Origin of the sequence: Haloarcula sp. CBA1122, assembly GCF_009741785.1 — an archaeon.
GTDB lineage: Archaea > Halobacteriota > Halobacteria > Halobacteriales > Haloarculaceae > Haloarcula > Haloarcula hispanica.
Map to the genome: position 1 here is coordinate 34900 of NZ_WPCB01000005.1, position 13098 is coordinate 47997.

The 13098-nt window shown below is 62.8% G+C and carries 16 protein-coding genes and 2 pseudogenes; 7 read left to right on the forward strand and 11 right to left on the reverse strand.

The window, feature by feature from the left end:
* Positions 1 to 9 precede the first annotated feature (9 nt).
* Complete coding sequence (locus tag GJ630_RS03100) at positions 10 to 1380, forward strand: deoxyribodipyrimidine photo-lyase (protein WP_191449401.1); 1371 nt, start codon at positions 10 to 12, stop codon at positions 1378 to 1380.
* Between the two features lie 22 nt (positions 1381 to 1402).
* On the opposite strand, the gene GJ630_RS03105 is transcribed toward GJ630_RS03100, so the two are convergent.
* The 3 genes and pseudogenes from GJ630_RS03105 to GJ630_RS03115 form a co-directional block, all read right to left on the reverse strand.
* Positions 1403 to 1888 (reverse strand): metal-dependent hydrolase, encoded by a 486-nt coding sequence (locus GJ630_RS03105; protein WP_014040227.1) that lies wholly within the window; start codon positions 1886 to 1888, stop codon positions 1403 to 1405.
* Positions 1888 to 2436: a hypothetical protein gene (locus tag GJ630_RS03110; protein ID WP_146417284.1), complete on the reverse strand. Its 549-nt coding sequence runs from the start codon at positions 2434 to 2436 to the stop codon at positions 1888 to 1890. Before GJ630_RS03110 ends, GJ630_RS03105 begins: the two co-directional genes overlap by 1 nt.
* A 73-nt stretch (positions 2437 to 2509) precedes the next feature.
* Positions 2510 to 3670 (reverse strand): annotated as a pseudogene (locus GJ630_RS03115) (hypothetical protein); the annotation flags it as partial.
* Between the two features lie 111 nt (positions 3671 to 3781).
* Between GJ630_RS03115 and GJ630_RS03120 the strand changes: the two are divergent.
* The 4 genes and pseudogenes from GJ630_RS03120 to GJ630_RS03135 all read left to right on the forward strand — a co-directional run bounded on the left by GJ630_RS03120 (position 3782) and on the right by GJ630_RS03135 (position 6698).
* Positions 3782 to 5017, forward strand: coding sequence for a digeranylgeranylglycerophospholipid reductase (locus GJ630_RS03120; RefSeq protein ID WP_014040230.1), 1236 nt, complete (start codon positions 3782 to 3784; stop codon positions 5015 to 5017).
* 54 nt (positions 5018 to 5071) lie between these two features.
* Positions 5072 to 5785 (forward strand): NAD(+)/NADH kinase, encoded by a 714-nt coding sequence (locus tag GJ630_RS03125; protein ID WP_050037989.1) that lies wholly within the window; start codon positions 5072 to 5074, stop codon positions 5783 to 5785.
* A gap of 41 nt (positions 5786 to 5826) precedes the next feature.
* Positions 5827 to 6287, forward strand: a pseudogene (locus GJ630_RS03130) (hypothetical protein).
* Positions 6288 to 6521: 234 nt separating this feature from the next.
* Positions 6522 to 6698 (forward strand): UPF0175 family protein, encoded by a 177-nt coding sequence (locus GJ630_RS03135; RefSeq protein ID WP_023843247.1) that lies wholly within the window; start codon positions 6522 to 6524, stop codon positions 6696 to 6698.
* 39 nt (positions 6699 to 6737) lie between these two features.
* Here GJ630_RS03135 and GJ630_RS03140 read toward each other — a convergent pair whose 3' ends face one another.
* The 8 genes from GJ630_RS03140 to GJ630_RS03175 all read right to left on the reverse strand — a co-directional run bounded on the left by GJ630_RS03140 (position 6738) and on the right by GJ630_RS03175 (position 11917).
* A complete protein-coding gene (locus tag GJ630_RS03140; protein ID WP_005534632.1) occupies positions 6738 to 7007 on the reverse strand; it encodes a hypothetical protein in 270 nt (89 codons plus the stop codon).
* 10 nt (positions 7008 to 7017) lie between these two features.
* Entirely contained in the window at positions 7018 to 7317 is a 300-nt protein-coding gene (locus GJ630_RS03145; RefSeq protein ID WP_014040232.1) for a hypothetical protein, read from the reverse strand.
* A 110-nt stretch (positions 7318 to 7427) separates the two neighbouring features.
* Positions 7428 to 8192: a cytochrome bc complex cytochrome b subunit gene (locus tag GJ630_RS03150; RefSeq protein WP_014040233.1), complete on the reverse strand. Its 765-nt coding sequence runs from the start codon at positions 8190 to 8192 to the stop codon at positions 7428 to 7430.
* A gap of 4 nt (positions 8193 to 8196) precedes the next feature.
* Positions 8197 to 9000, reverse strand: coding sequence for a cytochrome bc complex cytochrome b subunit (locus GJ630_RS03155; RefSeq protein ID WP_008309387.1), 804 nt, complete (start codon positions 8998 to 9000; stop codon positions 8197 to 8199).
* Between the two features lie 3 nt (positions 9001 to 9003).
* A complete protein-coding gene (locus GJ630_RS03160; RefSeq protein WP_014040234.1) occupies positions 9004 to 9870 on the reverse strand; it encodes a Rieske 2Fe-2S domain-containing protein in 867 nt (288 codons plus the stop codon).
* Position 9871: 1 nt separating this feature from the next.
* Positions 9872 to 10291 (reverse strand): hypothetical protein, encoded by a 420-nt coding sequence (locus tag GJ630_RS03165; RefSeq protein ID WP_050037991.1) that lies wholly within the window; start codon positions 10289 to 10291, stop codon positions 9872 to 9874.
* Entirely contained in the window at positions 10291 to 10947 is a 657-nt protein-coding gene (locus GJ630_RS03170) for a halocyanin domain-containing protein (protein WP_014040236.1), read from the reverse strand. The genes GJ630_RS03165 and GJ630_RS03170 overlap by 1 nt, the downstream gene beginning before the upstream one ends.
* Positions 10948 to 11011: 64 nt before the next feature.
* Positions 11012 to 11917 (reverse strand): hypothetical protein, encoded by a 906-nt coding sequence (locus GJ630_RS03175; protein ID WP_191449379.1) that lies wholly within the window; start codon positions 11915 to 11917, stop codon positions 11012 to 11014.
* An 87-nt stretch (positions 11918 to 12004) separates the two neighbouring features.
* Here GJ630_RS03175 and GJ630_RS03180 point away from each other — a divergent pair, with 87 nt between their 5' ends.
* Together GJ630_RS03180 and GJ630_RS03185 are read left to right on the forward strand one after the other, a co-directional pair.
* Positions 12005 to 12487, forward strand: coding sequence for a hypothetical protein (locus GJ630_RS03180; RefSeq protein ID WP_064287997.1), 483 nt, complete (start codon positions 12005 to 12007; stop codon positions 12485 to 12487).
* Positions 12488 to 12577: 90 nt separating this feature from the next.
* Entirely contained in the window at positions 12578 to 13084 is a 507-nt protein-coding gene (locus GJ630_RS03185; RefSeq protein ID WP_014040238.1) for a universal stress protein, read from the forward strand.
* Positions 13085 to 13098: the final 14 nt, after the last annotated feature.

Below are 13098 nucleotides of genomic sequence, written 5' to 3' on the forward strand. Positions count from 1 at the left end.
ATGAAAGGTATGCACGTCTTCTGGCACCAGCGTGACCTCCGGATACCGGACAACCGGGGGTTGACTGCCGCCGCCGCAGACGACGAAGTGTTGCCGGTGTACGTTATCGACACAGACCTGCTGGCAAGCGTCGGGAAGCGCCAGCGGGCGTTCCTGCTGGCCGGTGTGCGAGCGCTGAAACGGGCCTATCGGGACCACGGTGGGGACTTGCTCGTCAGGAAGGGGGCCGCCGTCGATGTGCTTTCGGACGTCGTCGAAGAGTACAACGCTGACCGCGTGTACTACAACGAGCATTACCGTCCAGCGCGACGCAACCGCCAACGCCGCGTCGACGACGCGCTCTCGACGAAATCGCTGACCGACCTCGCGCTGGTCGACCCGGCCGGACTTGACCGCGAGTACGAGAACCACAGTCGCTTCTACGACGACTGGCAGGCCCACCACAAGCTACCGCCGGTCGGGAGTCCGGACTCGGACTCGCTCGTCGATGTGTCGGACCCGACGACGGCCCCGACCATCGATACGGATATCGACCTGCCGACGCCCGGCTACGAGGGCGCACGGCAGCGGTACGACGACTTCCTCACCGGCGGTATCGAGACCTACAACGACACCCGCGACGACATGCGGGCCGCCGTTGAGCGGCCCACCAGCGCCGTCTCGTGTATGTCGCCGTATCTCGCAGCGGGGATGATCGGCATCCGCGAGATGTGGCGCGACGCGTCCGACCGCCACGCCGAAGCCACCGGCGACGCCCAGCGGAACATCCAGAAGTACCGCTACGAACTCTCCTGGCGCGAGCAGAACTACCATCTACTGTACTACAACCCCACATTGCTGTCGGAGAACTACAAGGCGTTCCCGAACCCCATCGAATGGGAAAACGACGCGGATGACTTCGAGGCCTGGAAGCGCGGCGAGACGGGGTATCCGCTCGTCGACGCGGGGATGCGCCAGCTCGAACGGGAGGGATACATCCACAACCGACCGCGTCAGAACGTCGCTTCCTTCTTCACGAAGCATCTCCTCGTGGACTGGCGCGAGGGGGCCCGTCATTTCCGCCGGAAGCTCGTTGACCACGATCCCGCCAGCAACGCCGCGAACTGGCAGTGGACAGCATCGACCGGGACCGACTCCGTGGACGTACGTATCTTCGACCCGGTCGCACAGATGAGCAAGTACGACAGCGGGGCGGACTACGTCACGGAGTATGTGCCAGAGCTTCGCGACGTTCCGGCGAACATGATCGTCGACTGGCCGACGCTCTCGAACGGCGAACGCGAGGAACTGGCACCGGAGTACCCACATCCAATCGTCGACCGGAACGCCGCCTACGAGCGAGCCCAGCGCGTGTTCGAGACAGCGCTGGGGAAACGCTGAGGGAGGGTCGAGGGAAGTGGCGCTACGCTCTGTACTGCACAAAGAGATAGGCCGCCACTGCAACGGACCCAGTGACGCCGGTGAGCCAGATATCCGTACTCAGATACAGCCCCGGCGTCGGCGGGTGGTACTGCGTCAGTGGCCACAGCACTTCGTAGGACCGCCCAGAGGCTTTCAACAGGAGCGCATCGGCAAACAGATGGCTGGTGGCTCCAAGCGACAGCAGACCGAACACGCGCCGTCGGTCGGAGCGGTTCACGACGACCACGCCAACGAGGACGGCGACGAGAGCGCCGCCGAGCGTATGGACGCCCAGCCAGTCGAACGGGATATCCAGTGTTGCCTCGACGGTTGCAGCATCCACGAGAAGCTTGATCTTCGCCATGTCCGGGATGAACGCGCCGGCCATCCCCACGGTGACGTACTCTCCAGAGAGCCAGTCGTACCGCAGTGACAGGAGGGTACAGATGGTGAACGCGATGAAAGCGTGCGAGAGCAGATCCGGCATTAGGCACGCACCTCCCGCATCATCGTAAGGAGCGCTCGTATCGGCCTGAGCGGCTCTTCACGCCGGCACAGTGCCCCCGTTTGCCAGTCAAGCCGCCAGCCACAGATCAGTCGCCCGAGGGTCCACAGGCCAGCGAGGGCGGACACGAGGTACATCGCAGCGTAGTTCATCGCCGGGACGCTCACACTGTTCTCCGCGGTGATAGTCCGGTCCGGGCCGAGCGTGCCATACACTTGCAGTGACTGGCCCTCGGCGACGGCTGTGTCGACGTTCCGGACCGTGACTGTGAGCGTCCCGCTGTGGCGCTCGCCGCCAGTAGCGTACTCGTACTCGACGGCGATTTCGACGGGGCTGGTCCCACTGACCGTGCCGGTCACCTGAACGTACTCGCCGACGTGGCTGTCGTAGTCCTCGGCCAGTGCGTCCTCGGCTGGGTAGTCACCCAGCGCCGGAGCGGGCGTGGCCGCCCCCAGTCCGACCATGAGCGCGAACAGCACGGCCAACAGTCCACAGATAGCGACGACCCTGCCCACCCACGAGTGAAGCATTCAAATCCCGGTGCGGGCGGCGGGATATAAACTCTGGCGCTTGGGTCGAGTCGCTGTCGTTCGTGCGCCTACTTGGCTTGCCGGGTAGGACGTCCGGGTCGCCGGAGCGGTAGATGTACTCGACAGCGACGCCGGTCAGCGGCGAGTCGGCGGCCGTCGCGTACGACTTCGCGAGGTCGAGATACTGTTCGGTCACGTCGACGACGCGCCGATAGGCGGCCTCGTCGTCGGGTGCGAGCAGGTACTCGGCGGTGACGGGCGTCAGTTGCCCCTCCGCGCGGTCGTCGCCGTAGTCGTCCACGTCGTCGAGCCACACCTGCGCGCCGATGATGGCGAGGACGATGGCCTTCGCGAACTCGTCGTCGATATCGAGGCCGGCGAGTCGGTAGAGGTCTAGCATCCCGTCGTAGAGGACGCCGACGCGCGCGTACTGGGTCTTGCTGTAGGGGAGTTCCTTTTCGGTCTCGGTGAGTGTCGCCGGCTCCTCGTCGTACTCGGCGAACTTGTACTCCTCGCGGATATCTGTCAGAGAGTCCTCGTCACCGTCCTCAGCCGCGGTCATCAGTTCCCGGAAGTAGCCGTCGCGGTCCTGATGGGCCTCGCTGTAGTCGACGGCCCACTGGTAGGCGTTCTCGACAACAGGCGGCATATCCTCCAACAGGCCGTCGAGGTGGGACTGGAGCGCGGATTGGGCGACCTCGGCGACGCGGCGGCGGTCGGCTTCACTCGCGTCAAAGTCGACCTCGAAATCTTCGAACTCGTCGTCGTTGATCGCGTCACGCATGTCGCCGTCGATAAGCGCCTCGATGGAGAGGCGAGTCATCTGCTCGGCGCGGACGACCATCTCGCGGGGGGCGAGGTCCTGTGCCGGCCCCTGTTCCAGTGCCGTCTCGTCGACAGTCGGCACGCCGTCGGCGATAGCGTCGATAACGGGGTCGCCGGGTGCTTGCTGACGAGCGTTGCGGTAGACGTAGCCCAGCGTTAGCTGCGCGGGCAGGATGAGCTTCGTGTCATAGGAGAATTCGACCGGACGGCCGAACTCGTCTTCGAGGGCGTCCTCGATGCGGTCGGTCACGTCGTCGACCATCGCCTCGGTGCGGTCGTCGATCTCGGATTTCAGCGAGAGGCTGCCGGCGTCGAACACGCCGGTGTCCGCGTAGTATCCCAGTACCGCCCGTACGGCCGTGGGAAGCCGCCGCCTGTCCGCGAGCACGCCCGCGCCTGTCTTGAACATTGTATGTCGCCCCGGGTGTTCCCGTCATGGTAGTGGGGCCGTCTTTACCCTTTCGAGACCGCCCTCGGTGTATTCGGAAAGACTGATTACCGACAGGGAATACCCACAACCATGCGCGAGCGCTTTGACGTGGTGATAGCCGGAGCCGGGCCCGCTGGAGCGCAGTGTGCCCGTGATCTAGCGGAGCGAAACTACGAGGTGCTCGTTCTCGAAACCGAGTCCGAAGACGAGTTCCCGCGTCAGAGCAACAAGTCCACCGCCGGGACGTTCATGTCGGCGATGACGGGCTTTGCGATTCCCGATGACGTGGTGATGAACTACACGGACGACGTCGTGCTCGAATCCCCCAACGACCACTACGTCCGCAATCAGACCGGAGCGGTCCTGGAGTTCGCGGAGTTCAAACAGTGGCTCGTCTCGGAGGGTCGGAGCAAGGGTGCGACCTACCGCTTCGACGCCCGTGTCTCAGCACCGATCATGGAGAACGGGGAGATCGTCGGCGTCCGGTACGACGGCGACGAGGAGGTGTACGCCGACATCGTCATCGACGCCACCGGCCCTGCCGCGCCACTGGCGAAGAAACTCGACGTGTGTAACCTCAAGCGGGATCATCAGGCTATCGGTGTCGAGTACGAGTTCGAGGGCGTCGAAGTCAACCACGACGACTACGCCGACCTCCGGGACGCGATGATGCTCCGCCTGGATCACGACCTCGCCCCGGGCGGCTACTCCTGGATTTTCCACACCGGTGAAGACACAGCGAAGGTCGGCCTCTGTTACATCCAGAACGGCTCTCACCAGAAGTACGCGAAAGACGGGATGGGCATCGACGACTATCTGGAGTACTGGCTCGACTCGGACCCCAGATTCGACGACGCCGAAAAGATCGAGGGTACGCAAGCCCACCGCGGGTCGGCCCACATCCAGCCCCCGGATTCGATGAGCACGGACAACTTCATGGCTATCGGCGACACCGTCCCGACCGTCGACCCGCTGTGGGGCGAGGGCATCCACAAGGGGATGAAGTCGGCCCGCGCCGCCGCCGCGACAGCCGATTCGGCGCTCAAGCCCGACGAACCCGACACCTCCGCGGAGAACCTCTCTGTCTACGATCAGCTCTGGCACAGCGAGGTAGCCCCGAAACACAACGCCCGCCTGATGATGACGGAGCTGCTGTATCTCGCTCCTAACGAGCGGTACGATCAGCTGATGGACGACCTCCGGAGCACCGGACAGGACACCCTCAGGCAGATCAACGGCGGTGACCGTCGGGCGATTGCGAAGCTGACCCACCTTTCGGATATGCCGATTCTCGTCGAATACGCGCGCCGTCGCCTCGATATTTGAAGTGACCGCGCGGAGTGCGGCAGGTTTTTTTCCGCCGGCCCGGAGTTTCAGATGATGGGAACCCCCGTTGGTGTGGTCGGTGACGACGCCATAGCAGACGAACTTCGAGACGCTGGCGTGGCTGTTGAACGGGGTAGTGACGGCACTGTTCCGAAGACCGACCGGGTCGTGGCAGTCGGTGAGGACGCCGTCGCTGCAGCGGCGCGGGTCGACGGTGACCCGCTCGTGTTGCCGGTCGCGGCTGGTCGCGGCGTCCGATCAGTACCGCGAGACGACGCCGTCGCCGCTGTGTCAGGGCTTGCTGACGCCCGGGTTGAGACGCATCCGGTCCTCCGCGTGGCGATGCCTGACGGAACGGTCGAACAGGCGTTCTGGGACGTGACTCTCGTTACCGCCGACGCGGCCCGCATCTCCGAGTTCACTATCGCGTCGACGGCCGACCGCATCGGGCAGTTCCGGGCCGACGGCGTCGTAATCGCAACGGCCGCTGGCTCACCGGGCTACGCCCACCGCGTCGGCGGCCCGATTCTGGCGCCGTCGGACCAGGCAGTGGTGGCACCGATCGCACCGTTTGCGACCGACCCGGATCACTGGGTGTTGCCTGTCGCCGGACTCAGTGCTTCGGTGGAACGCGACGAGGCGACCGTCGAGTTACTCGTCGATGACCGCGTATCGCAGCCCGTGGGCTATCAGGAGAGTATCACGATCTCGCTCGGATCCCCCGTTCGGACCGCCGTCGTCGACGAGAGCCAGTCCAGGTTCGAGTGAGATTGGAAAGACACTAATGGACGGTGGACAGAGCTTTGCATATGCAGCCATCCGTAACGTTCTTTGGGCCACTGGATACCATTCTGGGGAGCCCCACGGTCGGCGGCGCGCTCCTCATCGAATACGTCATCTTCGGAGTGGTAATCGTCAACTTCCTGACCCGGCAGCTCGCCCACAGAAGCCACGTCAAACAGTACGAAAACGATGGCGCGGACGCAGTCAGCCGCCACCCGGCACACACGTTCACCAACATTGTACTGGTCGTGCTGTCGTTTTTCTACATGACGCTCCACCATCACGGCGGGATGGTCTTGTCGGTACTCGTCCTCGGCGCAGTCATCACTGACTTCTTCGAGTTCGAATCCCGGAAAGTCGAGGCGCGCCGTGACATTCCGCTGGAACGGCCGAAAGGGGCCATCGTCGCTGCCCTCGTAGTGTTCATGTACGCGGCTACCAGAGCCTGTTCTGGGTCATCAAGGGTCCCTGGAGCGCCATCATCTAAACACGGTTTCTCGTTCTGTCGTCTTCGAGTGCCTATAATCCGCTAGTCGCGCGTACTGATAGCCCTACGTGTGTGGTCGGCAAGCAATTCTGGGTTCAATATCTTACCTTTTTACACATTCTTTCCTTTATTGGCCTCATATATTCACTTTTCTCCAGATAGTCTGGCCGATTGGCTTAGAAGTAGGCGAAATAGTTTAATACTCGCACTGTATTTGTATCGGTGTAGACGAAGATGTCACACAGGTCCCTCACAACGGCGCTGACACTGTATCGCGGGGAAACACTCACACTCGAAGAGGCGGCGACGTACAGCGGGGTATCACCGACAAAATTCGCTACGGCGCTTCGCTCGCGCGGCATTCAGGTGCGTGACGAAGACGGCGCGCCAGTCGACCGGACTCCGAACTGAGAGCGGCGTCGGTCCCGCGGAAAAGGCTACTGCGTACTGTTACGCCGACCGCTCGTTGAGATACGTCTGGAATTCACTGATCAGCGGAAGCACGACCCAGAAGGTCAGCGCGCCCAGCACCGCGAACCAGAAGAACGCGTCGCCCATGAACAAGGCGATCTGATCGAACGTGGTCGGTTCCTCGATAGTAAGTTCGCCGGTGAGCTGTGCCCCCTCGAAACTCGGCGTGTTGTACCAGCCCTTGATGGTCATCCAGCCCAGTCCGCCGACCATGAGGCACGCGAACCCCTTCATGAACTCGTCAGCCATTATCCGAACGTTAGGTAGCGTCGTCTTTAGACTTTCCCATTTCCTCGGTACGGAAGCGCGTCGAGAACGCATAGACGACTGTGCCAGCGAGGATGCACGCGATCCCGGCGATGCCGACCGGAACGTCGATCTCCGAGGCGGGCGCCGAGGCCCGCTGTGTCGCCACGTCGACGAGGATGAATCCGGCGACGACGCTGACGACCGCAAACAGCGTCGAAAACACCGTCACGGCCTTGTACACGCGCAGCGGCACCACAACGTCCCGCCGCTCCGAACCGTCCTCAGCCCCCGCTGACTGGTCCTCTGTCATCGTCGCTAGTACGGGCGGGAGCCACTTTACTGCGGCGAGATGCAGTCGCAACGCTCGCGGTAGTAGTAAGCAGAGAATGTAAAAACCGACGGAGAAATCGACCGGTCAGATTACTTCGGCGGCCGCAGCCGGTAGTACCGACGGTTGAGGTCGAACATGTAGCCCTCGCGCATCGTCTTGAGCACCGCGTAGGTGATGGTCGCGCTGACGATAGGGACGAGGAACGTCAGGTCGAACAGCAGGTGCGAGTCCATCGGGACGAGGTTCTTGATGGACAGCGCGGCGATGGTCAGGCTGAAGATGACGCCGGACATCCCGACCGCAGCCCAGAACGGCTGCTCGACGGGACGGCGCGCGGACCCCTTGTTCAGGAAGGGGACGATGGCAACGAAGCCGACGACCACGACGTTTGCCAGCACACCGTAGGTTCGGTCAGCCATGAGCTTCGAGCCGCCGAGGATGCTCAGCTCGGGGTTCAGCGGGCCGAGCTTGAGCAGGCCAAAGGACCAGTAGAGATACCAGTCCGGCAGGATAATTGCCGGCGTCACAGCGGAGTTAGCGGGGTTCGGCATCTCTGGCGGTAACGTCGCCGAGACGAACAGGATCATGCCCACGAAGAACGACGTCAGCGCGATGTTGCGCATCATCTCGTGGGGCCAGGCCGGGAACGCGAGCACGTCACGCTCGACGTAGTCCGACTGCTGGCGAAGGTCCTGGTCCTCGCGGCGCGCCCGCTCGAAGTACTCGTAGGTCAGCCGGGAGAGCCCCTGGGTCCGCTCCTTTCGCTCGGACCATGCGGGAGTCTCGTCGTCCGGCGAGACGATACCGGTGCCGGAACCGTCCGTGCGAACGTCGTCTGTGTCGTTGTCGCTCATAGTATTAGTGTGGCTCAGCGATCCCCTGCATCCAGACGATGCCGATGTGGACCGCGATGATGGCAGTCGTGATGAACGGCAGGAAGAACACGTGCAGGATGTACATCCGCTGTAGCGTGGCCTGCGAGAGCGTGAACCCGCCGAACATCAGCTGTGCGACCCACTCACCGATAAGCGGGATGGAGAGGGACATCTCGACGCCGATCTGGCCGGCCCAGAACGAGAGCTGGCTCCACGGCAGCAGGTAGCCGGTGTACCCGAACACTAGCGTCAGCGAAATCAGGACGATGCCGATGAGCCAGTTCAGCTCCCGCGGCTCCTTGTACGCTCCGGTGAAGTACACGCGGAGCATGTGGAGGAACACGGCGGCGACCATGATCTGTGCGGCCCAGCGGTGGACCGAGCGCAGGAAGTAGCCGAGGTTGAGCTGGCCCATGATGAGCATCACTGAATCGTACGCGACCGTCGGCGACCCGTCGGCAGCTGCGGCGGCCGGTGCGTAGTAGAAGCCCAGCAGCGCGCCGGATATCGCGGCGACGACGTACGCAACTGTCGAGAACGATCCGAGTGCGTACAGTGGGTACCAGTACCAGAACTTGTTGTCGAGATTGTACTGTTCCGTGTGGCTCTTTGGCATCTGCATGTTGACCTTGTAGTAGAGATCTTCGAGGATCTCTAGGTAGTCAACGACGCGCAGTCGCCTGTCGAGCCAGATGAGCACGGTCAAGTACACCGATTCCACCGGCGTCAGCTCGCGCGATTCCATCCAGCCTTTGTGGTCGTGTTCGTCTTTGCGTTCGAGACTCATTGATTACTCCGTTTTTGGTGGGCGTGGCAGCGCCACGAACGTCGATTGCACAGGACTGAACGGGTCGTACACGGACTGGTGGCACTGACAGTAGATGTCGTTGGCTGCGGCGAAGTTAGCGCTTCCCTCCTGTGTCTTGAACCCGGGCACACAGCAGAAGTGTGTACATTTGTTCAGCCAAGCGATGAAGCCCTGGTCGGTCGCCTCGGAGACGAACGACTGGACGTTTCCGGGAAGGTTCGCGTACTCGCCCTCGCCGTTGGCCATCTTCTCGACTTCGACTGACCGGATTATCTGCACTGGGGCGCCGTTCTTGCCCTCGCTGTTGGTCCGCCAGACGACGCTTGCGGGCTTCCCGACGCCAGGGTCGCCGATGCCGTTGCCCCACTCCTGGTAGTCGTCGAACATGTCGACCGTCATCGGCTTGCCGGACTCGTACTCCCCTTGCCAGGAGAAGGATCCAGTACTGTTGAGGAACGTGTTGTTCCGTTCGGATTGCGGGTAGATAGCCGCAGTACTCTGGATACCACAGTACTGGAACCACTGCGAGGAGTAGTCGATACCGCTCCCGCCGAAGTCGGATGCGACCGCCGCACCGGCGTTCTCGTCGTATTCCGGCCAGATACCGCTGATTTCGCCGCCGTTGATCTCGATGGGGATGATCGGCATTCCTCGCGGAGCCGGTCCGTCAGTGTTCTCGACGGCGACGAACGGCGTCGTTCCGCCACCTTCGCCGGCGGCATCCGTCGTCGCGTCGACGGCTGCGGCGCCACCGACGCCGACGCTGGAGAGTGCCGCACTCCCGACGACGCCCTTTACGAAGCGACGACGGCCTGTTTCAGCCGGATATTTGTCTTCATCAAGTGGCATATTATTTCTTGTAGTATGGGTACACTGCGCGTTTGAATGTCTCTGCAAGCTTGTCGCCGTCCGCCATCGTCGTGCCGTCGACGTCTTCCTGACGGATGTAGAGGTCTTCCCACTTGCGACGGCGCTTCTTGACGATCATCACGTCGGGGAGGAACTCCTTTCGGTACAGCAGCATGATGAACGCCAGATCGATGAAGATCGCCGTCAACACGCCGCCCATGAACATGTTGGCCTCGATGAGACGGACCGTCAACACCGTGCCGATGCCGGACGCCCATCCGGCGATCATGCCGTAGGTGAAGAGGCCGACGAGGCCGACCTGAATCACCGTCAGAAGTACGATACCGACAGCCGCTGCTGTGCTCTCGCGCGGCGGTTCGTACCGGTGGATATCACCGTACGTGGAGCCTTCGGACGCCATTAGTTGTTCCCTCCGCTAGTGTGGGGCGACTCGCCGTACTTCAGCTGGAAGAACGTGAATATCAGCGGGATGATGACTGCGAGGCCAGCGCCGAACCCGACGTAGTGTGGCTGAATCGGGACGCCGGCGTAGTGCGGGTCGACTTCGACCGGGCCGCCGCCACCGATTGTCTGCGTCGGGTACTCCTCGCCGACGACGATAGCGCCCTTCATGTTGAGTCCCTCGTGGGGGACACAGAGGTACGGGTAGATGCCGTCCTCCTCGAAGGTGTGCTCGTAGTTGACGCCGGCACTGGAGGCTGTGCTGCCGGAGTCCAGCGGTCCGTCGCCGTCCGAGACGACGTTGTGGCCGCCGCCGTTGCCCGTCCATTCGAACTGGACGGTCGCGCCGTTGTCCACATGGACGGCTGGCGGGCCGAACCCGTACGCGCCGCCGTTGGCCTGCACGCCGACCTCGACAGTTACTGTGTCCTGCCCGGTCGCGTCGACGGTCGACCCGTCGAAGTTCCCGACCGAATCCAGGAAACCGCCGTAGTCCGGGACGGTTTTCGCACCGTCACCGCCTTCCTCCTGTGCGGCGGCTGCGCCGGTGGCACTGAGGGTCGCCGCAGCACCGGCGGCCCCCCCTGCTGTCCGGACGAACTCCCGTCTGTTCATATACACTCTGGAATCAGGACTGAGTTTGTATAAACCCACCGAATACCACCCGCAGGAACCGTCATTACCCGGCTTCGTCAGTCTCGGTCGCCCCGTCTTCAGACCCCGAATTCTGTGGGTCGAGCTCCGGAACGAACTCCGGTCGTTCGCCGTCCTCGAGTCCGATAGCCCGGAGTCTGTCCCGGTACTCTTCGGCGCGGAACGTGTCCGAGAGCCTCGCGTTTGCGACGGTGAAAAAGAGGACGAGCGACACACCGATGAAGGCAGCGCCAGCCACGACCAGGAGCGCAATGCTGGTTCCCCTGTTGCCGATGACGCCAGCGGTCGCGAGCACTGCGCCCCCGAGCAGGGCAATCCCGGCCAGGAGCTGCGCCCCGGCAATCGCCTGTAACATCCAGTTACCGAGTTCGCCGCCACCCTCGGGAACTGACTCCGGTTCGGGAAGGGGCCTGTCGGGGACGTTCTCTGGCACGTCGTAGGAATCCATGGAACACAGCGCGACCGTGGGCTTCACGTCACGCATGACAGTCCCCTCGCCTTCGAGGCTGCCGTCCGGATAGACAACCGCATAGCCTTCATCGGAGTACGCGAGAACTCGCGGCGGGTCCCGATGACGTTCGATGCGGGCGAACACGTCGCGGTTTGCCACGCGGTTTCGGAGGTCTCGCGTGACCCGGTCGAGGAGTTCGTCACCGGTTATCCAGGAGTCCTCGTCGAAGGCGACGTCCCACTCCTCTGCAGTCATCTCCGCCATGTCAGCCGGGCCGAAGTTGTCGAAGTCGTACTTCTCTTCGACCTGCTTCCGGAGCGCCTCCGTATCGAGTTCGTCGCCTGACTCGCCGTCGTCGTCCGTCTCGCCGCCGTCATCCTCGGCCCCGGGTTCGCCGGGCTCGGGTTCGGCAGTTACCGCGTCCGCAGGGGTGTTCCCGCGCTCGTCCTCCGTGGGAGACGTCGAGTCCGGGTCGGCCATTGCTCGGGTGTACGAACCGCGACGGCTTACAAGTTCTGACCTTCTGCATCCGGCAGTCTTTAGCGAGCACTGTCCCTAGGTCGGCCTATGGTGTCGGACGGCCTCGTGGCCACAGTCGTGTTACTGTCGGTGAGCCTCAGCCTCCCCTGTTTCCTGTACGGCGCGTATTACATCATCGAGACGGAGCCGGTCACCTGGGACGTGCTCGTGCACCATCTGAAGTTCGTCACGACGGGGCTGGTGTTGACCACAGTCCCGATGGTGTTCTGGATGATTCCACGCCTGCCGGACCAGCTCGGTGGCTTGTCCGCCGTCCACGCGATGCTCGGCCTGCAGGCCTACGCGCTGCTTGCCTTCGGCGGAACCGGAATCGTTCGCATCTTCCGCGCAAAGCGGCAGCACGACCTCTACAACGAGTACGACGAAGACCTGTTACTGGACGAAATCGGGGACGAGACGTTCAGCCACTGGCGCTCGCGGCTCCGTATCGGCGTGTTCGGATACGTCATCTTCTGGCTGCTGGCGTATCTGGTCGGTATCGCTCGGTACGCCCTCCGCTACGTGGCGTGAGCGCCGTCGATAGCGGATCTGATTCTCGGAATCTGCGAACGGACTAGATGTTTCATTAGCATTGCATGTCCATCGCTAGCTGTGGTTCCAATGTACGAACACATCCTCTTTCCGACGGACGGTAGTTCCGGAGCAGAAGCCGCGCTGGCACACGCACGCACTCTCGCCGAAACGCACAACGCGACGTTACACATCATGACCGTCCTCGATACGTCGTCGCCGCATATCGGGATGACTGCCGCAGGCCCGGAAGGGGCAACGACCGGCATGACTGCGGAGGAGCACGACGAGTCGGAGTCGGGGATGGTCAACGAAGAACACAACATCGAATCGTCGCTGCGGGAGCGGTCACAGGCCATCGTCGACGCGGCGGCAGACGAGGTCGACGGAGTCGACACCGTCACCGCCGTCGAACACGGCCCACCGCACAGCGCGATCCTCGACTACGTCGACGAGAACGACATCGACCTCATCGTTATGGGGACCCACGGTCGAACAGGAGTCGAGCGATATCTCCTCGGTAGCGTCGCCGAAAAAGTCGTCAGAACGTCCGATGTGCCGGTTCTCACTGTACGCCTCGGAGAGGACGACAGCTGAAGCCCTCGCGCGGG

Coding starts and splice junctions, on each gene's coding strand:
- GJ630_RS03110 (WP_146417284.1), bottom strand. CDS start 2,436: ATGCTTCACTCGTGGGTGGGCAGGGTCGTCGCTATCTGTGGACTGTTG.
- GJ630_RS03185 (WP_014040238.1), top strand. CDS start 12,578: ATGTACGAACACATCCTCTTTCCGACGGACGGTAGTTCCGGAGCAGAA.
- GJ630_RS03125 (WP_050037989.1), top strand. CDS start 5,072: ATGGGAACCCCCGTTGGTGTGGTCGGTGACGACGCCATAGCAGACGAA.
- GJ630_RS03120 (WP_014040230.1), top strand. CDS start 3,782: ATGCGCGAGCGCTTTGACGTGGTGATAGCCGGAGCCGGGCCCGCTGGA.
- GJ630_RS03180 (WP_064287997.1), top strand. CDS start 12,005: ATGGTGTCGGACGGCCTCGTGGCCACAGTCGTGTTACTGTCGGTGAGC.
- GJ630_RS03105 (WP_014040227.1), bottom strand. CDS start 1,888: ATGCCGGATCTGCTCTCGCACGCTTTCATCGCGTTCACCATCTGTACC.
- GJ630_RS03165 (WP_050037991.1), bottom strand. CDS start 10,291: ATGGCGTCCGAAGGCTCCACGTACGGTGATATCCACCGGTACGAACCG.
- GJ630_RS03135 (WP_023843247.1), top strand. CDS start 6,522: ATGTCACACAGGTCCCTCACAACGGCGCTGACACTGTATCGCGGGGAA.
- GJ630_RS03140 (WP_005534632.1), bottom strand. CDS start 7,007: ATGGCTGACGAGTTCATGAAGGGGTTCGCGTGCCTCATGGTCGGCGGA.
- GJ630_RS03160 (WP_014040234.1), bottom strand. CDS start 9,870: ATGCCACTTGATGAAGACAAATATCCGGCTGAAACAGGCCGTCGTCGC.
- GJ630_RS03145 (WP_014040232.1), bottom strand. CDS start 7,317: ATGACAGAGGACCAGTCAGCGGGGGCTGAGGACGGTTCGGAGCGGCGG.
- GJ630_RS03150 (WP_014040233.1), bottom strand. CDS start 8,192: ATGAGCGACAACGACACAGACGACGTTCGCACGGACGGTTCCGGCACC.
- GJ630_RS03100 (WP_191449401.1), top strand. CDS start 10: ATGCACGTCTTCTGGCACCAGCGTGACCTCCGGATACCGGACAACCGG.
- GJ630_RS03170 (WP_014040236.1), bottom strand. CDS start 10,947: ATGAACAGACGGGAGTTCGTCCGGACAGCAGGGGGGGCCGCCGGTGCT.
- GJ630_RS03175 (WP_191449379.1), bottom strand. CDS start 11,917: ATGGCCGACCCGGACTCGACGTCTCCCACGGAGGACGAGCGCGGGAAC.
- GJ630_RS03155 (WP_008309387.1), bottom strand. CDS start 9,000: ATGAGTCTCGAACGCAAAGACGAACACGACCACAAAGGCTGGATGGAA.